The sequence below is a fragment of the Pseudomonas sp. FP2196 genome (assembly GCF_030687715.1).
Classification (GTDB): Bacteria; Pseudomonadota; Gammaproteobacteria; order Pseudomonadales; family Pseudomonadaceae; genus Aquipseudomonas.
Window position 1 is genome coordinate 5,929,814 of sequence record NZ_CP117445.1, and the last position, 22,157, is coordinate 5,951,970.

Sequence of the window (22,157 nt, forward strand, 5' to 3'; positions counted from 1 at the left end):
GGCTTTTCAGATCAGGATCAAAAGATCGCAGCCTTCGGCAATTCCTACAGGGGAGTGCATTTCAAATCTGGGAGCGGGCTTCAATGAAGCTCTCAAGGTTTGGCGAGGGCCGGGAGGTCACCGGTCAGGCCCAAGGCCTCACGCACAAACAACGCCTTGGCCTCAGGCATTTGGTCCACCAGCTTCAATCCGGCATTACGCAACCAGCGCACCGGCAGCGGGTCAGCCTGGAACAAGCGCTCGAAGCCTTCCATTGCCGCCATCAGCGCCAAATTGTGCGGCATGCGCCGACGCTCGTAACGGCTCAGCACCTTCACATCCGCCAGTCGCTCGCCACGCTCGGCTGCTTGCAGCAGTACTTGCGCCAGCACCGCCGCATCGAGGAATCCAAGGTTCACACCCTGCCCCGCCAACGGGTGAATGGTGTGCGCCGCATCGCCGATCAGCGCCAGCCCTTCGGCCACATAACGCTTGGCGTGACGCTGACGCAGCGGCACGCACAGTCGCGGATCAGCGCTGATCACGTCGCCGAGGCGACCTTCGAAGGCGCGCTCCAGCTCGCGGCAGAAGCCCGCCTCATCCAGCTTCATCAAACGCTCGGCCTCACTCGGCGTGGTCGACCAGACGATCGAACACCAATCCTGCTGCCCGTCGCGTTCCAGCGGCAGAAACGCCAGCGGCCCGTGATCGGTAAAGCGCTGCCACGCGGCCATCTGGTGCGGCTTGCTGCTGCGCACGCTGGTGACGATGGCGTGGTGCAGATAATCCCACTCGCGGGTCGCCACGCCAGTCAGACGACGCACTGCAGAGTTGGCACCATCCGCGGCGATCACCAGCGGCGCGCGCAATGTGCGGCCATCGGCCAGGGTCAGCAGCCAGTCGTCACCGGAGCGGCGCATCTGTTCCAGGCGCGCGTTGGCCAGCATGCCCAGATCGCAATCATGCAAACGATCGAGCAAGGCATCCTGCACCACGCGGTTTTCGACGATATGGCCGAGTACATCGGCATGCACACTGCTCGCCGAGAAGTGAATCTGTCCGGTGCCGCTGCCGTCCCAGACGTGCATGTCGGTGTACGGACTGCTGCGTCGCTGGGCGATGCCGTCCCATACGCCGAGGCGTTCGAGAATGCGTTGGCTGGCCGCCGACAGCGCACTGACACGCGGCTCAAATGGCGCTTGAGCATCGAACGGTTTGACGCTCAACGGGCTGCCGTCGAGCAGCAGGACTTCCAGCCCGCTGTCCTGCAACGCCAGCGCCAGGGCGCTGCCGACCATTCCGGCTCCGACAATCAGCAGATCTGCGCGCATTTCCATGCTTTAAGCCTGTCTCGCTTGCGGCTTGAGCCGCACGTAAAGGGTTTTACCGACCCGCGCGACAAGGTTGCCGGCGCCGTCATGAATATCGACCTGCAGCTGCGGCAGGTATTTCTCGCCATTGGCGGTCTGCCGGCGGATCTCGTCGAGCAAGGTCTCGTCGATATTGAACCGGGCGAACACCGGGCCTTTGCCCGGCGCAATGAAATCGATGTCGGCGGCCTTGTCCCAGACGATGTAACGCGAGCCGAGATTTTCCATCAGCATCAGCATGAAGAACGGATCGACCATCGAGTACAGGCTGCCACCAAACTGGGTGCCGACGTAGTTGCGGTTGTACCAGCCCAGCCCCATCGACACCTGAACGTCGCGAAAGTCATCGCTGATGTGCCGCACGCGCACACCGGCGCCGAGGTATGGCGGGTAGAACGTCATCACCCAGCGCATCAACCGCGCCTTGCCGAATTTAGCGGTCAGCCACTTAAGCATCCGGACGCGTTCCCAAACCCATGGCCTGACGCGCAAACCAGCGCTTGGCCGGCGGCAACAGATCGAGACCGAGCAGGCCGATGTTGCGGCCCAGCGAAACCAGCGGCTGGGTGCTGCCGAACAGGCGCGTCACCTGATCGGAGAAGCCCACGGTGAGGTCCTGGTCCAGACGCTGACGCTCGCGATACGCCTGCAATGTGGCGAAGTCGCCCAGCGGTTTGTCGCTGGCAAGCAGCGCCGCTGCGAGAGCATCGGCATCGCGCAGGGACAGGTTGAAACCCTGCCCGGCAATCGGATGCAAGCTGTGCGCAGCGTTGCCGAGCACGGCCAGATGCGAGCGCACCTGCTCTTCAGCCTCCACCAGCGACAGCGGATACAAATGCCGCGCGCCGACTTGTTTCAAGGTGCCGAGACGGTAACCAAACACGCCCTGCAATTCGCTAAGGAAATCGCGCTCGCTCAAATCCGCCAGGCGCTGCGCGTCCATGCCCAGACGGGTCCAGACCAGCGCGCAACGGTTTTCCGGCAGCGGCAGCAGGGCCATCGGGCCTTCGTCGGTGAAGCGCTCGAAAGCCATGCCGTTGTGCGCTTCGCTCGGCGTGATGTTGGCGATCAGCGCGCTCTGGTTGTACGGACGCTTGCGCACGTTGATGCCCAACTGCTCGCGCAGCCCCGAACGGCCACCATCGGCGAGCACCGCGAGGTCACATTCAAGCGTGGTTTCGTCATTGAGCGTCAGGCGATAGCCGTCGGGCAGCGGCTCCATGCGCGTGACTTCTGCCGGGCAGCGCCAACTGATCACATCCTTGTCGATGTGCTGCCACAGGCATTGGCCGAGCCAGGCGTTTTCCACCACGTAACCCAGTGCCGGCACGCCCTCTTCCATGGCCGACAAACGTGCGGTGGAGAAGCGGCCACGGTCAGACACATGAATCTGTTTGATCGGCTCGGCGCGGCGGGAGATTTCCTGCCAAACGCCCAACCGTTGATAAATCTGCCGCGAGCCGAAGGACAGCGCCGACGAGCGAGCGTCATAGCTTGGCTGCCAACTGTCGCCGGGGGCGAACGGTTCGATCAGGACAATTTTCCAGCCACGGGCCTTGGCCCCGTCCTGCAAGGCCAATGCGAGACTGGCGCCGACCAGGCCGCCACCGATGATTGCCAGATTGACTCGACTCATGCTGCGTGTGTCCGTGCTTGCGCCATCAGCGCTTCGATGTCGGCGACGGTTTTCGGTACGCCGTTGGTGAGGATTTCACAACCGGTTTTGGTCACTACCACGTCGTCCTCGATGCGCACGCCAATGCCGCGCCATTTCTTCGCGACGTTCTGATTGTCCGGGGCGATGTAGATGCCCGGCTCAACGGTCAGCGCCATGCCGACTTCCAGCACGCGCCATTCGCCGCCGACCTTGTACTCGCCGACGTCGTGTACATCCATGCCCAGCCAGTGGCCGGCGCGGTGCATGTAAAAGGCTTTATAGGCTTCCGTCGCGATCAACTCGTCGACGTCGCCCTGCAGCAGCCCCAGCTTCACCAGCCCGGTGGTGATCACGCGCACCGTGGCTTCGTGCGCCTGATTCCAGTGCTTGTTCGGGGCGATTTCGGCGAACGCGGCTTCCTGCGAAGCCAATACCAATTCATAGATCGCTTTCTGCTCGGGCGAAAACTTGCCGTTGACCGGCCAGGTGCGAGTGATGTCGCTGGCATAACAGTCGATCTCGCAACCGGCGTCGATCAGCACCAGATCACCGTCCTTGAGCAGCGCGTCATTCTGCTGGTAATGCAGGATGCAACTGTTGCGCCCGGCCGCGACGATCGAGCCGTAAGCCGGCATTTTCGCCCCGCCCTTGCGGAACTCGTAGTCGAGTTCGGCTTCCAGGCTGTACTCGTAGAGACCGGCGCGGCTGGCCTGCATCGCGCGGATGTGGGCCTGAGCCGAGATTCTCGCAGCCTCGCGCATCACCTTCACTTCTGCCGCCGATTTATACAGACGCATGTCGTGCAGCAGATGATCCAGGGCAACGAACTCGTTCGGTGGCTGCGCGCCGAGGTGCGCCTTGGAGCGGATCACGTTGATCCAGTCCATCAGGTGTCGATCAAATTCGGGGTTGCTGCCCATCGCCGAATACACCCGGTCGCGACCTTCGATCAGGCCCGGCAGGATGTCGTCGATGTCGGTGATGGGGAAGGCGTCGTCGGCGCCGAAGTCGCGGATCGCGCCTTCCTGCCCGGCACGCAAGCCGTCCCACAATTCGCGTTCGGCGTTGCGTTCACGGCAGAACAGCACGTATTCCCCATGCTCACGGCCGGGCATCAGCACGATGACGGCTTGCGGCTCGGGGAAACCGGAGAGGTACTGAAAGTCGCTGTCCTGGCGGTAGACGTGCTCGACGTCGCGGTTGCGGATGGCAACCGCGGCGGCGGGCAGGATCGCGATGCTGTTGGGTTCCATCTGCGCCATCAGGGCCTTGCGGCGACGGCTGTATTCCGCTTTCGGGATATGGGTCATGGGCAGATGGCTTTCCCTGGCACGCGATTAATGCAGCGACGGCTTGGCGGCTGGCGGCACGTCGGCTTTCTTGGTTTCCGAGAACAGCAGCAACGGCGCGACGCGCAGGTATTCCATGACTTCCATGTAGTCGGTTTCGCCGTCTTCGGATTCTTCCAGGGCATCTTGCACCTGGGAGATCGCTGCCAGATCCTGCAGCACTTCGGTGGCTTCGGTGCTGAGCATGCTGCTGTCGCGGCAGTTCAGGCCGAAACCGCTGAGGAAGCCCTGGCACCATTGGCCCAGTGCAGCGGCGCGGTCAGCGAGAGGCGCGTCATCGGTTGGCAGCAGCAGGACAACGGTGACGTCGTCGCCGGTCAGCTCGCCTTTGACCATCTCTTGCAGGCCGATCAGGGCGTTGCGGACGTTGTCCTGGATGTCGCCTTCGAGCAGTTCGGCGGCGTCGATCAGCCAGCCTTCGTTATCGAAGCCGGCACCGGCGCAACTGCGTCCGAGCAGCTGGCCATGCAGTTCGGCAGGCGAGACGTTGTGGCCGCTGGAAGTCAGCAGGGTGGCAAAGGCTTGGTACGGGGAATTCGCAATGGTCATGGGCAGCTAGGCGCCAGACGGCGCTATGTCTAGAATGAAGGCCTTGTATCCTACATCGACAGACTCGCCAAGACTATTAAAGGCTGTCCGCCAGATAACCCATCAGACAGTGAACCCAATGGAAGACAACGACCTGCAAGCGCTGATGGCCAGACTCGAACTGCTGATTGGCCGAGTCGAGCAACTAAAGAGTCAAAACGCACTCTTACTAGCTCAGGAAAAGACCTGGCGCGAGGAACGCGCTCACCTCATTGAAAAAAACGAAATCGCCCGGCGTAAGGTCGAATCGATGATTTCGCGCCTCAAGGCCCTGGAGCAAGACTCATGAGTTCAAGCAATAGCGTTACCGTGCAGATCCTCGACAAAGAATATTCGATCATCTGCCCGCAGGAAGAGCGCAGCAATCTGGTCAGTGCCGCGCGTTACCTGGACGGCAAGATGCGCGAGATCCGCAGCAGCGGCAAAGTCATCGGCGCCGACCGCATCGCCGTGATGGCCGCGCTGAACATCACCCACGACCTCTTGCACAAAGAAGAGCGCCCGGACATCCAGGCCAGCGGCTCGACCCGCGAACAGGTGCGCGACTTGCTCGATCGTGTCGATCTGGTCCTGGCCGACGATCCGGACATCAGCAAGGGCTGATTCGCCGGGACGCTTGAGGTATACTCGCCGCACTCCCTGGGGTGCTTGCCAGTTGACGATGTCCCTGAGCCGATTCGCACTACCCTGGAAGTTGCACGTTGGGCTGGTGTGCATGTCCGCCAGACGGAAAGCCTTAAAGTCTACTGCATCTTCCACCTTGAACTTTCGGGTTCAAGGGCTAAGTTGACAGCGGTTCATCCGGGGAGCCTGATTCGAATCCGATGTCGGTGAATGCCGACATCGGATTTTTTATGCGTACGTTTTTGCACCCACCCTGCCGAAGCCGAACCATGACCGAACCCTCGCTGCTACCCCGCCCGCAACTTCGCCGCCTGCTGCGCAAGGCGCGCCGTTCGCTGACGCCCGGTGAGCAACGTCAGGCCGCCAAAGGGTTGTTCCGGCAACTGGCGCAAGACCCGCACTTTCGCCGGGCGAAACATATCTCCCTGTACCTGCCTACCGACGGTGAAATCGATCCACGCTTGCTGCTGCGTGAAGCGCAGCGCCGGGGCAAGGCCACGTACCTGCCGGTGCTCAGCGCCTGGCCGCGAACCAAAATGGTCTTTCAGCGAATACGCCCCGGCGAGAAACTCAAACCCAATCGCTTCCGCATTCTTGAGCCACGCGCCAATCTGGCTCGCCAGCGCAAGATCTGGACGCTGGATCTGGTGCTGTTGCCATTGGTGGGATTCGACGACGTCGGTGGACGGCTGGGAATGGGCGGCGGCTTTTATGATCGCAGCCTGGCGTATCTGGCACGGCGCAAGAACTGGCGCAAGCCGACGTTGCTGGGCCTGGCCCATGAATGTCAGAAGGTCGAACGTCTGGCGCAGGCGAGCTGGGATGTGCCGTTACAAGGCACGGTCACCGATAAGGCGTGGTATTTCGCGGGATAGACGCCGCAGGGTACAGCGGCGTCGGGAGAGCAGTTTCAGCGTTTGAAGGCTGTCGACTGTTGAACCTGTTGCGCCACTTCAATCGGTGCGTCGGTCTTGTTGGACCACAGGCTTTGCGCATAACCCGTGGTCACGACGCCAAGGCCAAACAAAATAACCAAAGTCCATAGCAAATCCGGTTTGCGTTTCATCGATTGCCCCCCTCAAGGCACATCATCACGATGACAGCAGCGGTTTCCGTTCGTAGGCCGTGCAGCAGCGTCAAGCTTTAAAGGCCGGCATTTTGCGACAACGTGAACCCGCGCGCAAACGCTGACGTCAACCGACTGTCGGTTTGTCATAAAATTGCCCGACAACTTGCCCAAAGAATGTTTCAGGAGCAAAAACCATGGCCTATTGGCTGATGAAATCCGAGCCCGACGAACTCTCGATCAGGGGCCTGGAAAAGCTCGGCAAAGCGCGCTGGGATGGGGTTCGCAACTATCAGGCACGCAACTTCCTGCGGGCGATGGCCGTGGGCGATGAGTTCTTTTTCTACCATTCCAGCTGCCCGGAGCCGGGGATTGCCGGAATCGGAAAAATAATCGAGGCGGCGTACCCGGATCCCACCGCGCTGGAACCGGAAAGCCATTACTTCGACCCGAAGGCCACCCCTGAGAAAAACGCCTGGAGTGCAATCGACGTGGCGCACGTCGAAACCTTTGCGCGGGTGTTGAAACTCGATTATCTGAAGCAGCAGCCGGCGCTGGCCGAGATGCCACTGGTACAAAAAGGCAGTCGCCTGTCAGTGATGCCCGTCACCGCCGAGCAGTGGGCCGTTGTGCACGGCTTGCGCTGAGAACCGCTCGGTCACGCAGTGTTCCCAGACAAAAGGGTCTAGGCTTGCCGCTCATTTGATTGACATCAAGCGCCCCCAGCGCTTGAACCGTCAGACTGGACGCCACAGCCGCAGGATGCCCCCATGTCGACGCACAGCCGTTCCTCACTTCTATTTGCCGGATCGCTTATTGCACTGCTGCTGGCCGCTGGCGGCTTCGGTTACTGGAAGTCGCTCAGTAGCCGTCTGCCCGAGGGTCTGTCGGCCGGCAACGGACGACTCGAGGCCACCGAAGTGCAGATCGCCAGCAAGACACCCGGTCGCCTGGCCGAGGTGCTGGTCGATGAAGGTGACAAGGTCACTAAAGGGCAATTGCTCGCGCGCATGGACACCCGCACCCTTGAAGCCCAACGCAACCAGGCCGAAGCCGAAGTCTTGCGCGCCCGGGAAAACCTCAACGCCGCTCAGGCCAACGTGCAGTTGCGTCAGAGTGAGCTATTGCTGGCCCAGCAGGAACTCGGCCGATCGCAATCGCTGTTCAAGCACGGCTTCGTCAGCGCCCAGGCCATCGACCAATTGCAGTCGCGCATGGGCACCGGCAACGCTGCGGTGACGGCGGCCCGCGCCCAAGTGTCGGCGGTCAGTGCAGCGATCGGCGCAGCGCAGGCGCAGGTCGCGCAATTGACCAGCGAAATCGACGACAGCAGCCTGCGCGCGCCGATTGATGGCGTGATCCAGTTACGCATGGCCGAACCCGGCGAAGTACTGGGTGCCGGCGGCCGCGTCCTGCTGCTGATCGATCCCAATGATCAGTACATGAACCTCTACCTGTCCGCCTCCGTGGCCGGGCGGCTGGCGGTGGGCGATGAGGCGCGGGTGCTGCTCGATGCCCTGCCCGAGAAACCCTTGCCGGCAAAAATCAGTTTCGTCGCCGGCAAATCACAGTTCACCCCCAAGGAAGTCGAAACCCGCGACGAGCGGCAAAAACTGGTGTTCCGCGTCAAGCTGCGCCTGACCCAACCCAGCGCCGTGCCGCAAGCCAAGCCCGGCATGCCCGGTGCCGGGTATGTGCGCACCGCGCCGATCGCCTGGCCGGCCAATCTGCAATGAGCAATCTCGCGGTTCAGGCGAACGGCATCGCGCACCGCTACGGCAAACAGCAAGCCCTGAGCGAGATCACGTTCAGCCTGCCCGCCGGCACCCGCTGCGGGCTGATCGGCCCCGATGGCGCCGGCAAGTCCAGCCTGCTGGGGCTGATCGCCGGGGTGAAGGGCCTGCAACAAGGGCAGTTGGACGTCCTCGGTGGGCCCATTGAGCAGCGCCGCCACCGCGACACGTTGTATGCACGCATCGCCTTCATGCCTCAGGGATTGGGCGGCAATCTGTATCCCGAGCTGTCGATCCGCGAAAACATCCAGTTCTTTGCCACGCTGTTCGGTCTATCGAAAGCCGACAGCGAACAACGCATGCACAACCTGCTGCTCGCCACTGATCTGTTGAAGTTCGCTGAGCGCCCCGCCGGCAAGTTGTCCGGCGGCATGAAACAGAAACTGGGGCTGTGCTGCGCGCTGATCCATGAGCCGGACCTGCTGATCCTCGACGAGCCAACCACCGGCGTCGACCCGCTGTCACGCCGGCGTTTCTGGGAGTTGATCGACGACGTACGGCGCCAGCGCCCGCAACTGACCCTGCTGGTCGCCACCGCTTATATGGAGGAAGCCGAACAGTTCGAGCATTGCCTGATGCTCGACAACGGCAAGTTGATCGCCACCGGCCTGAGCCGTGAACTGGCGGCTGTCACCCCCAGCGGCAAACTCGATGAGGCCTTCACGCATTTCCAGGGTGACAGCCAGCATGACGCCCAGCCGCTGGTGATTCCGCCACGTAGCGGCGGCAGCAGCGACATCGCCATCGAGGCCCACGACCTGACGCTGCGTTTCGGCGACTTCACCGCCGTGGATCACGTCAGCTTCGCCATCGGGCGCGGCGAGATTTTCGGTTTTCTCGGCTCCAACGGTTGCGGCAAGACCACCACCATGAAAGTCCTCACCGGGCTGATGCCCGCCAGCGAGGGCAGTGCGACGCTGCTCGGCAACCCGGCAGACGCCAAGGATCTGGCCACGCGCAAGCGGGTCGGCTTCATGTCCCAGAGTTTTTCGCTGTATGGCGAGCTCAGCGTGCGGCAGAACCTTGAGCTGCACGCCCGGCTGTTCGACTTGCCCAAAGCCGAGAGCGCGCAACGCATCAATGCATTGATTCAGCGCTTCAATCTGCTCAGCGTCGCCGATCAGCCGTCCGGGGCCTTGCCTCTCGGACTGCGCCAGCGTCTGTCGCTGGCGGTGGCGGTGTTGCACCGCCCGGAAGTGCTGATCCTCGACGAGCCGACTTCCGGCGTAGACCCGGCAGCCCGCGATGATTTCTGGCGGCTGTTGATCGAACTCTCCCGCGAGCAAGGCGTGACGATTTTCCTCTCCACCCACTTCATGAACGAAGCCCAGCGCTGCGACCGCATCTCGCTGATGCACGCCGGCAAAGTCCTGGCGTGCGACACCCCGGCGGCGCTGCAACGTCAGTTCGGTGGAGAAACGCTGGAAGCCGCTTTCGTGACGTGCCTGGAACAGGCCCAGGGCACTGCCCAATCGCCGCCCACGAGTGAATCGCCGACAGCGCCAGCGGCTAACGCGCCACCGCTCAAGCAGCGCGGTTTCAGCCTCGGTCGCCTGCTGGCAGTGGCCCGTCGCGAAGGCAAGGAGCTGCTGCGCGACAAAGTGCGCATGGCCTTTGCGCTGGCTGGGGCGATTTTCATGATGGTGATTTTCGGCTACGGGATTTCCCTGGACGTGGAAAACCTCGCGTTCGCCGTGTACGACCAGGATCAGACACCGCAGAGCCGAACTTATCTGGAAGCCTTTCGCGGCTCCCGTTATTTCGACGAACAACCGGCCATCCATGACGCTCAAGAACTGCATCGACGCCTGCAACGTTCGGAAATCAAACTGGCGCTGGAGATTCCCCCCGGGTTCGGCCGCGATCTGTACGCCGGGCGCCAACCCGCCGTGGCGGCCTGGCTCGATGGCGGCATGCCGTTTCGCGCCGAAACCAGCCGCAATTACGTCGAAGCCGTCCATTTGGCCAATCTTCAACAGTTGGCCGAGCAGAGCAGCCCAGCCATCAACTATCAGGCGGGCGCCAGCCTGCAAACCCGCTTTCGCTACAACCAGGATGTGGTCAGCGTCAACGCGATTGGCCCCGGGGTGATGGCGCTGATTCTGGCGTTCATTCCGGCGATGCTGACCGCGCTCGGCATCGTGCGCGAAAAGGAACTGGGTTCGATCACCAACTTCTACGCCACGCCCCTGACTCGTCTGGAGTTTCTGCTGGGTAAACAAGCGCCGTACCTGCTGGTCAGTCTGATCAACCTTGCGCTGCTGGTGGCGATGAACCGCTGGCTGTTCGGCGTACCGTTCAAGGGCAGCCTGCTGACGCTGGCGTTCGGCGGCCTGCTCTACGTACTGGCGACCACCAGCATGGGCCTGCTGATCTCGGCGTTCACCCGTACGCAAATCGCTGCGATCCTCGGCACCATGATCATCACCAGCCTGCCCACCATCCAGTTCTCCGGGCTGATTGTGCCGCGCTCCTCTTTGGAAGGGGCCGCAGCGGTGATGGGCATGCTGTTTCCGGCGGGGCATTTCCTCGACATCGCCGTCGGTACCTTCACCAAAGCGCTGGACTTGCGGCAGCTGTGGCCGCAGTGCCTGGCGCTGTTCGGGTTCTTTGTCGGGTTCACCGGGCTGAGCCTGGTCATGCTGAAAAAGCAGGAGGCCTGATGCACAAGTTCGCGCACATCCTGCGCCTGGGACTCAAGGAGCTGACCAGCCTGCGCCACGACAGCGTGTTGCTGCTGTTCCTGTTCTACGCCTTTACCGTGGCGATCTACATGCCCGCCGCCGGTTCGGTGATCGGCGTGCACAACGCCAGCGTGGCGATCGTCGACGAAGACCACAGCGCCCTCTCGCGCCAGTTGGCCCAGGTCCTGCAACCTCCAGAGTTCCAGATACCAGTGCTGTTGCCTTACGCGCAACTGGACCAGGTCATGGACAGCGGCCAATACACCTTCGTGATCAATATTCCGGCGCGTTTTCAGACCGATCTGCTCGCGGCGCGACAACCGGCCATTCAAGTCAACGTCGATGCCACCGCGATGAGCCAGGCGTTCATGGGCGCCGGCTACATCGGCCGGATCTTCCAGCGCGAGCTGCAGGCCTATGGCGGCCAGAGCGATGCCGCGAGCAAGGCGCCAGTGCAACTGACTACCCGCGCCCTGTTCAACACTAATCTGGAGGGGGGCTGGTTTCTGGCGGTGATTCAGATCGTCAACAACATCACCATTCTGGCGATCATCCTGACCGGCACGGCGCTGCTGCGTGAACGCGAACACGGCACGCTCGACCATTTGCTGGTGCTGCCGCTGACGGCGCTGGAAATCATGCTGGCGAAAATCTGGAGCAACCTGCTGGTGGTGGTGCTGTGCACCTGGCTGTCACTGGAGGTGGTGGTCAAAGGCGCGCTCGGCGTGCCGTTGTCCGGCTCGATGAGCCTGTTTTTACTGGTGACGGCGGTTTATCTGTTTGCCAGTACCGCACTGGGGATCTTTCTGGCGACCCTGGCGCGCTCGACGCCGCAGTTCGGCCTGCTGGCCATTCCGGTGATCATCCCGATGTTGCTGCTGTCCGGCGGCAGTACGCCGCTGGACAGCATGCCGCAATGGCTGCAGTGGGTCATGCAAGGCTCACCGTCCACGCATTTTGTCAGCCTCAGCGCCGCGATTCTGTTTCGCGACGCCGGGCTGAGCGTGGTCTGGCCGGACTTGCTGGCGCTGACGGCCATCGGCCTGCTGTTCTTCGTCATTGCCCTGGCGCGCTTTCGCAAAAGCCTGGCGTCCTGAACAGCAGCCAACGCACTTACTGAATGATCAGGTTGTTGAACAACAGATCCTCAACCACCGGCTTGCCGGTCTCGTCATTCATCACTTGCTGAGTCTGCTTCAACGCTTCCTGACGCAGCTTTTCCTTGCCCTCGATACTGCCCATCGCCTCGGTGCTCTGCTGGGTGAACAGCGCCACCAGCTGATTGCGGATCAGCGGCTCGTTGGCCTTGACCAGTTTGGTCGCCTCTTCGCCAGTCACGCGCAGCGCTACGTCGGCCTTGTAGACCTTCAGTTTCGGCGTGCCGTCCAACCCGTAATTGCCCACGAACGGCGGGCTCAGGGTGATGTAGTTGACCTTCGGCGCCTCGCCTTCTTTGGCTTCTTCGGCCTGCGCTGCCACAGGCAGAGACAGGGCCAGCAACAACATGATCCACGCTTTCACAATTCGCTCCTTATCCGGTTTGCGGCCTAGCATAACGACCCGCCGCGCAAGCACAAGCTTATGGCTGACTATCAGGGCCGGGCATGCTCGTTGACCCGTTGACTGACACACCTACACTTATCGGCCATCACTCCCAAAGGAATAGCCCTGATGAAAGCCGTGCTGTGCAAAGCCTTCGGCCCTGCCGAATCGCTGGTGCTGGAAGACGTCGCCAGTCCTGTCGCCAAGAAGAATGAAATCCTGCTGGACGTGCACGCCGCCGGGGTCAACTTCCCGGACACGCTGATCATCGAGGGCAAATACCAGTTCAAGCCGCCCTTCCCGTTTTCTCCGGGTGGTGAGGCGGCCGGCGTGGTCAGCGCTGTGGGTGAAAAGGTCAGCCATCTGAAAATCGGCGACCGGGTCATGGCCCTGACCGGATGGGGCAGCTTCGCCGAACAGGTCGCGGTGCCCGGCTACAACGTGCTGCCAATTCCGCCATCGATGGACTTCAACACCGCCGCCGCTTTCAGCATGACCTACGGCACCTCGATGCATGCGCTCAAGCAGCGCGGCAACCTGCAACCGGGCGAAACCCTGCTGGTGCTCGGTGCTTCCGGCGGCGTCGGCCTGGCGGCGGTGGAAATCGGCAAGGCCATGGGCGCACGGGTCATCGCCGCCGCCAGCAGCGCGGAAAAACTCGCCGTGGCCAAGGCCGCCGGCGCCGATGAGCTGATCAACTACAGCGAAACCAACCTCAAGGACGAAATCAAACGCCTCACCGATGGCCAGGGCGCCGATGTGATCTACGACCCGGTTGGTGGCGACCTGTTTGACCAGGCCGTCCGTGCCATCGCCTGGAACGGTCGACTGCTGGTGGTCGGTTTCGCCAGCGGACGCATTCCGGAGCTCCCGGTCAACCTCGCCTTGCTCAAGGGTGCGGCGGTGGTCGGCGTGTTCTGGGGCTCGTTCGCCCAGCGTCAGCCGCAGGACAACGCGGCCAACTTCCAGCAGCTGTTCGGCTGGTTCGCCGAAGGCAAGCTGAAACCGCTGGTATCGCAGGTATACCCACTGAGTAATGCGGCGCAGGCGATCAATGATCTTGGACAGCGCAAGGCTGTGGGCAAGGTGGTGGTGCAGGTGCGCTGAGTTTTCTTTTAAAAAAGCCAGAACTGTTCGTGCGGTAGTTCTGGCCTTTCTTTAGATGCGCAGACCCGAGATCAAAGCAACTCCCGAATTTCCACCGGCAACAGGCTCATGTATTTACGTGTCGGACTGTCCCGACAGCCTCGCACAATCGCCGGCACACGCTTGTTCATCTTGGCGATCATCGCCAGACGCTGTGCATCCGGTAGTTGATTCTTGTGGAATACATTCGAAAGATAAGCTCGAGTCTGCGCAAACACCGGCGAATCGATCCACGAATACTCGTCAATGTTTGCGAGGTTTTCGTTAATCGCACGGCATCTCAGCGCCTTCAGCTGCTGGTTGACATGAATCGGCTGAGCCAGATCGAGCCGGAAAACCATCGGCGCAACAACAGCCTTTTCAGCTGGTTTGCCCTCCTCAAGCGCCCAAGGCTTGAAACGCCACTGTTCTACCGCGACTCTGACCGCTTCAGCCATATCGGGGTGATCACTTTGCACAATGGCGATCTCGTTGACCGAGCCATCCGCCCTGACGATGAAACGGACCTTCACCTCCCCCGTAACGCCCGCTCTGGACAGGGCTTTGGGATAAATCGGTACGGGATTTTTTTCGGGTATCAACAACACCTCTGAAGCCTGCGCAAAACCAGTAAACACCAACAAACACAAAGCAAAAATCCATCGCATGATCCCGCCCCTTCATCACTGAAATGCCCTTTCCGGCAACAGCTCAAAGGTTACGGAGCAATGGTTTTTAACTGAATGGCGCTGCTTCGCCTTTATGCGCAGGACGTTTCCTAAACCCACACGGTAAAACGGGCAAAAACACCGCGCGGCAGTTCGCAGGTCATTTTTCTGACGGACATTTACCCTCCGCTGGTGACGCCAACATCCCCCGGCAGCAGGTGTTCCTGAATCTTCTGACTGCGGGACTGCATCAGTTGTCCCTTGTCATCGAAGCGCAAAACGATGAGCCAGTCGTAGACATCCACAGGCCATTTCTCCTGTCCGATCAGTGCCGGACCATTGCCGCCGAAAGCGGCAATCAACTTATTGATATGCCCGTGATGCCAGGCGATGAGCACTGTTTTGGCCTGATTGTGCTCGCGCAACAGACTCACCAGCTTATCGACCTTGCTGTTGGCAAATGGCTGTTCGACAGGCAGTTGAAGACGTTGCGACAGAGGGATCAGCGTTTGCCGGGGCCGGATGCTTTCCGGGCTGTCGGCGGTAGCAATGAGGCGCTGGGGCGTGAGTGTCTCGCCAGCCAGTTTCAGCGGATTGAAGTAATCGGCATAGGCGGCGGCCCGCTGTTCACCGCGAGCATTGAGCTCTCTGCCGATATCGGGCTTTTCCGCATGCCGGACGATCAGCACCGTGACATTGCGCAGCCCCGGTGCAGCAGAACCTTGCGCGAAACTCAATGCCAGAACAGAAACGGTAAGGGCTACCGCCACCAACAATCGCGGCAGCAACATGCGAACCTTCAAGTCCATTATTTATCTCGGTTGACTCAGTCGGAGTGACTGATCACGAGTCTATGACAGCCATCGTCGACCGCATCAAAAACGCCCTGTTCTTACAGCTGAGCGACAGGTTCGTAAAGGAACATGCGACTTCCAACATTTTCCGCTGTTTGGTCGATGCGAACCGGTGCTATTTTCGGTAACGAAACTGTAACATTCGCATCCGCAGTCAAAACAAGAAATCTGGAGCTCTTGAATGTTTGCTTTCTTTCGTCCTGCCGCGCATCAGGCTCCATTGCCTGAAGAAAAAATAGACAGCACTTATCGGCGCCTGCGTTGGCAGATCTTCGCCGGTATCTTCTTTGGCTATGCGGGTTATTACCTGCTGCGCAAAAACTTCTCCCTGGCCATGCCGTACCTGATCGACGAAGGCTACAGCCGCGGTGATCTGGGTCTGGCGATGTCGGCCATTGCCATCGCGTATGGCTTGTCGAAATTCCTCATGGGCCTGGTCTCCGACCGCTCCAACCCGCGTTACTTCCTGCCGTTCGGCCTGTTGGTATCGGCCGGGGTAATGTTCATTTTCGGTTTCGCGCCGTGGGCGACGTCCAGCGTGACCATGATGTTCATTCTGCTGTTCATCAACGGCTGGGCCCAAGGCATGGGCTGGCCGCCGAGCGGACGCACCATGGTGCACTGGTGGTCGCAGAAGGAACGCGGTGGCGTGGTGTCGGTGTGGAACGTGGCACATAACGTCGGCGGTGGCCTGATCGGCCCGCTGTTCCTGCTCGGCATGGGCCTGTTCAACGACTGGCACGCGGCATTCTACGTACCGGCAGCGGTGGCGCTGGGTGTGGCGGTGTTTGCCTTCATCACCATGCGCGACACCCCGCAATCGGTCGGCCTGCCGCCGATCGAGAAGTACAAGAACGACTACCCGGAAGGCTACGACGCCAGCCACGAAGACGAATTCAGCGCCAAGGAAATCTTCGTCAAATACGTGCTGCGCAACAAAATGCTCTGGTACATCGCCATGGCCAACGTCTTCGTCTACCTGCTGCGCTACGGCGTACTGGACTGGGCGCCGACCTATCTCAAGGAAGCCAAGGGTTTCACCGTGGATAAAACCTCGTGGGCCTATTTCTTCTACGAGTGGGCGGGCATTCCGGGCACGCTGCTGTGCGGCTGGATGTCGGACAAGATCTTCCGTGGCAACCGTGGCCTGACCGGCATGGTGTTCATGGCGCTGGTGACTGTCGCGACCCTGGTTTACTGGCTGAACCCGGCCGGCAACCCGACCGTCGACATGATCGCGCTATTCTCCATCGGCTTCCTGATCTACGGCCCGGTGATGCTGATCGGCCTGCAAGCGTTGGAACTGGCACCGAAAAAAGCCGCCGGCACAGCCGCAGGCTTCACTGGTCTGTTCGGTTATCTGGGCGGTTCGGTCGCGGCCAGTGCAGCCATGGGCTACACCGTCGACCATTTCGGCTGGGACGGCGGGTTCGTGCTGCTGGTCGGCGCCTGCCTGTTGGCGATGGCCTTCCTCGCTCCGACGCTATGGCACAAGCAAGTCGCCAGTCAGAGCCGCGAAGCCGTCGCCTGATCGGCTTGTGACTGACAGCGCTTGAGCCGCGCCTCCAGATTCCGGTCTGGCATGGCGTGGCTGCGCAGGGCGTGGGCGGTTTGCTCGACATAATCGCGAGTGGTGCCGTAACGCCCTCTTGCGCTTTCGAACACCTGGCTCAGCACATGATCCGGCAAGTTGCCGGCATAGCTGGGCAGGTGTCGCTCCAAAACAAATCCTAACGCCTGCACCTGAGTGCCATCTTCGAGCCGGCAGTTGAGCCAGTGCGGCCGATACGACGGCACCGGCATCTCGCGTTTCCACAGGGCATACAGCGCGCTATCGAGATTGTCTTCCGGCAACCGGTAGGCGAAGCCGCTGCACGAACCGCCACGATCCAGACCGAAGACCAGCCCCGGCATTTCCGGCGTACCCCGGTGCTCGTGCGACCACAGGTACAAACCGCGATGATAGCCATGCACCCGACCGCGCACTCGTTCCACGGCGGAGCATTCCGGCCGCCAGATCAGCGACCCGTAGGCGAACAGCCACACCGGCCCGCCCTTGTGGCGCGCCATGGTCGACTGCATGGAAGCGAGAAGTTGTTCGTGCGTCAGCTGCGGCCCAAGATCGAGCCGCGGAGGGTAATTCAGATTCAGAAAAGCGTTTTCAATGGCGCTCATGGCGAATAGCGTTCAGCTCCCCGCGGGTGAAGAATTACTTAATAGAACGCACCGCTGTAACAATAAGGCACATATGTTTTAAGGCAATTTAAGTGCCATGGCACAGTTCTTAATTATTTGCCTGATGGATATATAACCTAGCGGTATTTATTCAATTAGATAAATACCGATCGGCTATATGCAGAGTTATAAAGAATTAACCGCGCGGTGCGTAAGCGAATACGTCCGCACGCATTTGATGAGCATCCATCCCCGCCTCCACCAGCGCATCCAGCGTGCCGTAGACCATGGCCGGCGAGCCGCTGGCGTAGACGTGCAGAGGCTTGAGATCAGGGAAGTCTTCGCAGACCGCCTCGTGCAGCATGCCGCAGCGCCCTTCCCAGCCGCATTGGTCGCTGACGACTTTGTGCAGGAACAGATTGGGCAGCTTCAGCCACTCGTCCCAATGTTCGATGTCATAGAAATCTTCCGGACGGCGCACGCCCCAGTACAGATGCACGGGATGCTTGAAGCCATTGGCGCGGCAATGTTCGATCAGGCTGTGAATCTGGCCCATGCCCGTTCCAGCGGCGATCAGCACCAGTGGCCCGTCAGGCAGTTCCGCAAGGTGGGTGTCGCCGAACGGCAGCTCGACGCGCACCATTGCGTTGCGTTGCAGCTGTTCGATCAGGCTCAACGCACTGGCTTCGCGCGCCAGCACGTGGATTTCCAGGTCGCGTCCACCGTGCGGGGCCGAGGCCATGGAGAACGCCGATTTCTCGCCGCTCTCGCGCTCGATCATCAAATACTGCCCGGCGTGATAGCGCGGCGGTTTACCGGCCGGGGCGCGCAGACGCACACGCCAGGTGTCGCCACCCACGTCCCGGCATTCGATGACCTGACACGACAGGCTGCGCACCGGCAGTTCTCCCAACGCGAGTACGCCATCCCACAACAGGATGCAGTCTTCCAGCGGCTCGGCTATGCAAGTGTAGAACTCGCCGTGGTCATGCACCTTGCCAGCCTGTTCGACCCGGCCTTCCACCAGCAGCGCCGCACACACGTGGCAATTGCCGTTGCGGCAGCTTTGCGGGCAGTCGTAGCCCAGGCGCCGCGCACCATCGAGAATCCGCTCGCCGGGCTGTATTTCAAGCACCGCTCCGGAGGGCTGCAGGGTTACACGCATCAATCTATTCCTAACTGATTCCAGATGGCATCGATCCGCTGGGTGACGGCGTCGTCCTTGACGATCACGCGGCCCCACTCGCGAGTGGTTTCGCCCGGCCACTTGTGGGTGGCATCCAGGCCCATTTTCGAACCCAGGCCGGAGACCGGCGAGGCGAAGTCGAGGTAGTCGATCGGCGTGTTGTCGATCATCACCGTGTCGCGCTTGGGGTCCATGCGCGTGGTGATGGCCCAGATCACATCGTTCCAGTCCCGGGCGTTGATATCGTCGTCACAGACAATAACGAACTTGGTGTACATGAACTGTCGCAAAAACGACCAGACACCCAGCATCACGCGCTTGGCATGCCCCGGATAAGATTTTTTCATGGTCACAATGGCCATGCGGTACGAGCAGCCTTCCGGCGGCAGATAGAAGTCGGTGATCTCCGGGAACTGCTTCTGCAGAATCGGCACGAACACTTCGTTCAACGCCACGCCCAGGATCGCCGGCTCATCCGGCGGACGGCCGGTGTAGGTGCTGTGATAGATCGGCTTGATCCGGTGGGTGATGCGCTCGACGGTGAACACCGGGAAGCTGTCGACTTCGTTGTAGTAACCGGTGTGATCGCCGTAAGGGCCTTCATCGGCCATTTCGCCCGGGTGGATCACGCCTTCGAGGATGATCTCGGCAGTGGCCGGCACTTGCAGGTCATTGCCACGGCACTTGACCAGTTCGGTGCGGTTGCCGCGCAAGAGACCGGCGAAAGCGTATTCGGAAAGGCTGTCCGGCACTGGCGTCACGGCGCCGAGAATGGTCGCCGGATCCGCACCGAGGGCGACGGACACGGGGAACGGCTGGCCCGGGTGCTTCTCGCACCATTCGCGATAGTCCAGCGCGCCACCTCGGTGGCTGAGCCAGCGCATGATCACCTTGTTGCGGGCGATCACTTGCTGACGGTAGATGCCGAGGTTCTGCCGCTCTTTGTTCGGGCCTTTGGTGACAGTCAGGCCCCAGGTGATCAGCGGGCCGACGTCGCCCGGCCAGCAGGTCTGCACCGGCAGCATGGCCAGATCGACGTCGTCGCCTTCGATGACCACTTCCTGGCACACCGCGTCTTTGACGACTTTCGGCGCCATCGAGATGATTTTGCGGAAGATCGGCAGTTTCGACCACGCGTCTTTCAAGCCCTTCGGCGGCTCCGGCTCCTTGAGGAAGGCCAGCAGTTTGCCGATTTCGCGCAGTTCGCTGACCGACTCGGCGCCCATCCCCATGGCTACCCGCTCGGGGGTGCCGAACAGGTTGCCGAGCACCGGGATGTCGTAGCCTGTCGGCTTCTCGAACAGCAGCGCCGGGCCCTTGGCCCGCAGCGTGCGGTCGCACACCTCGGTCATCTCCAGCACCGGCGAAACGGGAATCTGGATGCGTTTCAACTCTCCGCGCTGCTCAAGCTGCTGCACGAAATCCCGAAGATCCTTGAATTTCATTGACGATGGCACCCTCAAAATAGGCGTACATCCTACCTGCTCTGACGGGCAAACAGCAGCCCGTCAGAGCCTGGCACCGCTCAATTTTGACTAGCACCCAACAGCAACGGCGCAAACAACGGGCTCAGTCGGGCACTGCCCACGTCCGAAAGATGATCAGCATCCTTGTACTGAGAGTGGCCGTCGACATCGATGGCGCACAAGCCGTCCTTACACATCAACGGCGTCGGATCGATGACATGCACGCCGGAATCGGCGGCGCTCATTGACCCGAACAGCGAAGTGAAAAACTGCTGACGAGCCAAGTGCTCGTTGAGCGGACGACCGAGACCTTCTGCCGAACGGCCGATGCGCGCCAGGCTTGTCAGCCGGTCGATGAAGCTCTTGTGTTGCAGCGGCACTTCTTTGAACAGCCAGACTTGCACACCGGCTTCACGCAGCTCGGCTACTTGCGCCTTGATGGCGGCGGCCATGCGCTGCTCTGCCTGACGTGGATTGTCTTTGCGATCAAGCAGGAACTGCAGATCGCCGTCGCCGTCTTCACGACCATAAACGTACAGGCTCCAGTTCGCTGCCAGCACCACGTCCTTGATCCCCAGGCTGGTGACACGGTCCATGTTGCGCTGGTTGAAGTCTTTGCACTGCGGGCGCAAGTGGTCATCAATGATCGGTGGGCAGCCGGTCAAGCTGTACAACCACACCGACTGCACATTGTGCCCGGCATTGCCTTCGATGGCCGGCAACAACGCAGCGGCGTGACTGTCGCCCCAAAACATTTTTGTCGCTGCAATATTCTGATCGCCACCCACAAGGCAGGATTTGGTCAGTGCCTTGTCCGTGCTCAGATGCATGCACTTCGACTGCCCGGCGTTCCACTCTCGCGATTGCGCGTATTCCAGCGCCTTGCCGGTCAGACGCTGCGGAACACCGTCTGCCGAGCGAATCACCGACCCGGTAATGGCCAGAAGCGTGATCGACACCAAACCACCGACCAATACCGAATTACGGCTGGCGAACACACGCTTCTCACGAAACGGCAGTTCGATATAGCGCAGGCTCAGCCATGCCAGACCAAGTGCCAGGGCCATCCAGCCGAGAGCCTCCAGCGGCTGGATGCCGTCGATGGAGATCGCGTTGGCATACACGTAGACCGGCCAATGCCACAGGTAAAGGGAATAGGAAAGCAGGCCGATCCACACCAGAGCACTCACACTCAGTAGCCGACCCGTCCAGGTCGCGCCCTGCGCGCCGGACCAGATCAGCGCCGTCGTGCCCAATACCGGTAGCAATGCTGCCCAGCCCGGAAATACCGTGGACCGGTCAAACATGAAGATTGCCGCCAGCACAGCAGCCAGTCCGGCCAGTCCGACAGACTGACGCAGCCATGGCTGTACGGCCTGTTTCGGGGCGGGCATCACCGCCAACATCGCGCCGCACAGCAACTCCCAGGCGCGGGTCGGCAGCGAGAAAAACGCGAATTCGGGTCGGCGCTCGATATAAACGATGTTCAGGCCGAACGACACCAGCAGCACGGCGAACAGCATCCAGCGCCAGTGGCGGACATACCGCATCATCAACACCATCAAAAGCGGGAAGAAGATGTAGTACTGCTCCTCCACCGCCAGCGACCAGGTGTGCAGCAGCGGCTTGAGTTCCGAAGCAGGGGCGAAGTAGCCGTCCTCACGCATGAACAGGATGTTGGAGATGAACAACGACTGGTAGCGAATCGTACGCCCGAGTTCGGCAAGGTCTTTGGCCGTCAGCAACAGCCAGCCCAGCGCCAGCGTCACCACCACCACGACGGTCAAGGCCGGCAGGATACGGCGGGCGCGACGCCCCCAAAAATCCAGAAAGCTGAAACGCTGCGCGCTGATTTCACGGAACAGGATGGTGGTGATCAGGAAGCCGGAGATGACGAAAAAGACGTCAACCCCGACAAAGCCGCCACTGAATGTATTGAATCCGAAATGAAACAGCACCACGGGAATAACCGCCAGTGCCCGTAATCCGTCGATATCACGGCGATTACCAAACGTATGCATAACTCTTCTT

Annotated in this window: 22 protein-coding genes and 1 other RNA gene; 10 read left to right on the plus strand and 13 right to left on the minus strand. The window is 61.0% G+C overall.

Going from position 1 to position 22,157, the window contains the following annotated elements:
* Positions 1 to 92: 92 nt before the first annotated feature.
* From PSH79_RS26665 to PSH79_RS26685, 5 genes are read right to left on the minus strand one after another with little or no spacing between them, the layout of a single operon-like run.
* Complete coding sequence (locus PSH79_RS26665; protein ID WP_305444101.1) at positions 93 to 1,310, minus strand: 2-octaprenyl-3-methyl-6-methoxy-1,4-benzoquinol hydroxylase; 1,218 nt, start codon at positions 1,308 to 1,310, stop codon at positions 93 to 95.
* Between the two features lie 9 nt (positions 1,311 to 1,319).
* On the minus strand, positions 1,320 to 1,805 hold the full coding sequence (locus tag PSH79_RS26670; protein WP_305440396.1) for a DUF4442 domain-containing protein: 486 nt from the start codon (positions 1,803 to 1,805) through the stop codon (positions 1,320 to 1,322).
* Complete coding sequence (gene ubiH, locus PSH79_RS26675) at positions 1,798 to 2,985, minus strand: 2-octaprenyl-6-methoxyphenyl hydroxylase (protein ID WP_305440398.1); 1,188 nt, start codon at positions 2,983 to 2,985, stop codon at positions 1,798 to 1,800. Before ubiH ends, PSH79_RS26670 begins: the two co-directional genes overlap by 8 nt.
* Positions 2,982 to 4,316 carry a Xaa-Pro aminopeptidase gene (gene pepP / locus PSH79_RS26680; protein ID WP_305440400.1) on the minus strand — a complete coding sequence of 445 codons (1,335 nt, stop codon included), beginning with the start codon at positions 4,314 to 4,316 and terminating at the stop codon, positions 2,982 to 2,984. Before pepP ends, ubiH begins: the two co-directional genes overlap by 4 nt.
* 27 nt (positions 4,317 to 4,343) lie before the next feature.
* Positions 4,344 to 4,904 (minus strand): YecA family protein, encoded by a 561-nt coding sequence (locus tag PSH79_RS26685; RefSeq protein WP_305440401.1) that lies wholly within the window; start codon positions 4,902 to 4,904, stop codon positions 4,344 to 4,346.
* Positions 4,905 to 5,022: 118 nt separating this feature from the next.
* On the opposite strand from PSH79_RS26685, the gene PSH79_RS26690 reads away from it, so the two are divergent.
* From PSH79_RS26690 to PSH79_RS26705, 4 genes are all read left to right on the plus strand, one after another.
* Complete coding sequence (locus PSH79_RS26690) at positions 5,023 to 5,232, plus strand: TIGR02449 family protein (protein WP_016985919.1); 210 nt, start codon at positions 5,023 to 5,025, stop codon at positions 5,230 to 5,232.
* Positions 5,229 to 5,546: a cell division protein ZapA gene (locus PSH79_RS26695; RefSeq protein WP_007967943.1), complete on the plus strand. Its 318-nt coding sequence runs from the start codon at positions 5,229 to 5,231 to the stop codon at positions 5,544 to 5,546. Before PSH79_RS26690 ends, PSH79_RS26695 begins: the two co-directional genes overlap by 4 nt.
* Before the next feature lie 30 nt (positions 5,547 to 5,576).
* Positions 5,577 to 5,755: non-coding RNA, 6S RNA (gene ssrS, locus PSH79_RS26700), on the plus strand.
* A gap of 81 nt (positions 5,756 to 5,836) precedes the next feature.
* Positions 5,837 to 6,442: a 5-formyltetrahydrofolate cyclo-ligase gene (locus tag PSH79_RS26705; RefSeq protein ID WP_305440402.1), complete on the plus strand. Its 606-nt coding sequence runs from the start codon at positions 5,837 to 5,839 to the stop codon at positions 6,440 to 6,442.
* Between the two features lie 35 nt (positions 6,443 to 6,477).
* Here PSH79_RS26705 and PSH79_RS26710 read toward each other — a convergent pair whose 3' ends face one another.
* Positions 6,478 to 6,633 (minus strand): hypothetical protein, encoded by a 156-nt coding sequence (locus tag PSH79_RS26710; RefSeq protein ID WP_095186895.1) that lies wholly within the window; start codon positions 6,631 to 6,633, stop codon positions 6,478 to 6,480.
* Positions 6,634 to 6,830: 197 nt separating this feature from the next.
* Between PSH79_RS26710 and PSH79_RS26715 the strand changes: the two genes are divergently transcribed.
* The 4 genes from PSH79_RS26715 (at position 6,831) to PSH79_RS26730 (ending at position 12,207) form a co-directional block, all read left to right on the plus strand.
* Positions 6,831 to 7,280 (plus strand): EVE domain-containing protein, encoded by a 450-nt coding sequence (locus tag PSH79_RS26715; RefSeq protein ID WP_305440403.1) that lies wholly within the window; start codon positions 6,831 to 6,833, stop codon positions 7,278 to 7,280.
* 123 nt (positions 7,281 to 7,403) lie between these two features.
* A complete protein-coding gene (locus PSH79_RS26720) occupies positions 7,404 to 8,369 on the plus strand; it encodes an HlyD family secretion protein (protein ID WP_305440404.1) in 966 nt (321 codons plus the stop codon).
* The gene (gene rbbA, locus PSH79_RS26725) at positions 8,366 to 11,089 is read left to right on the plus strand and encodes a ribosome-associated ATPase/putative transporter RbbA (RefSeq protein ID WP_305440405.1); all 2,724 of its coding nucleotides are present in this window, start codon (positions 8,366 to 8,368) and stop codon (positions 11,087 to 11,089) included. Before PSH79_RS26720 ends, rbbA begins: the two co-directional genes overlap by 4 nt.
* Positions 11,089 to 12,207: an ABC transporter permease gene (locus PSH79_RS26730; RefSeq protein WP_305440406.1), complete on the plus strand. Its 1,119-nt coding sequence runs from the start codon at positions 11,089 to 11,091 to the stop codon at positions 12,205 to 12,207. Before rbbA ends, PSH79_RS26730 begins: the two co-directional genes overlap by 1 nt.
* 16 nt (positions 12,208 to 12,223) lie before the next feature.
* On the opposite strand, the gene PSH79_RS26735 is transcribed toward PSH79_RS26730, so the two are convergent.
* Positions 12,224 to 12,631: a flagellar basal body-associated protein FliL gene (locus PSH79_RS26735; protein ID WP_187678208.1), complete on the minus strand. Its 408-nt coding sequence runs from the start codon at positions 12,629 to 12,631 to the stop codon at positions 12,224 to 12,226.
* Positions 12,632 to 12,781: 150 nt separating this feature from the next.
* Here PSH79_RS26735 and PSH79_RS26740 point away from each other — a divergent pair, with 150 nt between their 5' ends.
* Complete coding sequence (locus tag PSH79_RS26740) at positions 12,782 to 13,759, plus strand: NADPH:quinone oxidoreductase family protein (protein ID WP_305440407.1); 978 nt, start codon at positions 12,782 to 12,784, stop codon at positions 13,757 to 13,759.
* Between the two features lie 71 nt (positions 13,760 to 13,830).
* On the opposite strand, the gene PSH79_RS26745 is transcribed toward PSH79_RS26740, so the two are convergent.
* Both PSH79_RS26745 and PSH79_RS26750 read right to left on the minus strand, forming a co-directional pair.
* Positions 13,831 to 14,445, minus strand: a complete 615-nt coding sequence (locus tag PSH79_RS26745) for an energy transducer TonB (protein WP_305440408.1) — start codon at positions 14,443 to 14,445, stop codon at positions 13,831 to 13,833.
* Between the two features lie 179 nt (positions 14,446 to 14,624).
* Complete coding sequence (locus tag PSH79_RS26750) at positions 14,625 to 15,254, minus strand: histidine phosphatase family protein (protein ID WP_305440409.1); 630 nt, start codon at positions 15,252 to 15,254, stop codon at positions 14,625 to 14,627.
* A gap of 226 nt (positions 15,255 to 15,480) precedes the next feature.
* On the opposite strand from PSH79_RS26750, the gene glpT reads away from it, so the two are divergent.
* The gene (gene glpT, locus PSH79_RS26755) at positions 15,481 to 16,830 is read left to right on the plus strand and encodes a glycerol-3-phosphate transporter (RefSeq protein WP_016985912.1); all 1,350 of its coding nucleotides are present in this window, start codon (positions 15,481 to 15,483) and stop codon (positions 16,828 to 16,830) included.
* Here the strand turns inward: glpT and PSH79_RS26760 are convergent.
* The 4 genes from PSH79_RS26760 to PSH79_RS26775 form a co-directional block, all read right to left on the minus strand.
* Positions 16,806 to 17,474: a gamma-glutamylcyclotransferase gene (locus PSH79_RS26760; RefSeq protein ID WP_187678213.1), complete on the minus strand. Its 669-nt coding sequence runs from the start codon at positions 17,472 to 17,474 to the stop codon at positions 16,806 to 16,808. The two genes, glpT and PSH79_RS26760, sit on opposite strands and share 25 nt — an antisense overlap.
* 196 nt (positions 17,475 to 17,670) lie before the next feature.
* Positions 17,671 to 18,639 carry a CDP-6-deoxy-delta-3,4-glucoseen reductase gene (locus PSH79_RS26765; RefSeq protein ID WP_305440411.1) on the minus strand — a complete coding sequence of 323 codons (969 nt, stop codon included), beginning with the start codon at positions 18,637 to 18,639 and terminating at the stop codon, positions 17,671 to 17,673.
* Complete coding sequence (ubiD, locus tag PSH79_RS26770; RefSeq protein WP_305440412.1) at positions 18,639 to 20,105, minus strand: 4-hydroxy-3-polyprenylbenzoate decarboxylase; 1,467 nt, start codon at positions 20,103 to 20,105, stop codon at positions 18,639 to 18,641. The genes PSH79_RS26765 and ubiD overlap by 1 nt, the downstream gene beginning before the upstream one ends.
* Positions 20,106 to 20,185: 80 nt before the next feature.
* Entirely contained in the window at positions 20,186 to 22,147 is a 1,962-nt protein-coding gene (locus tag PSH79_RS26775; protein ID WP_305440413.1) for an acyltransferase family protein, read from the minus strand.
* Positions 22,148 to 22,157: the final 10 nt, after the last annotated feature.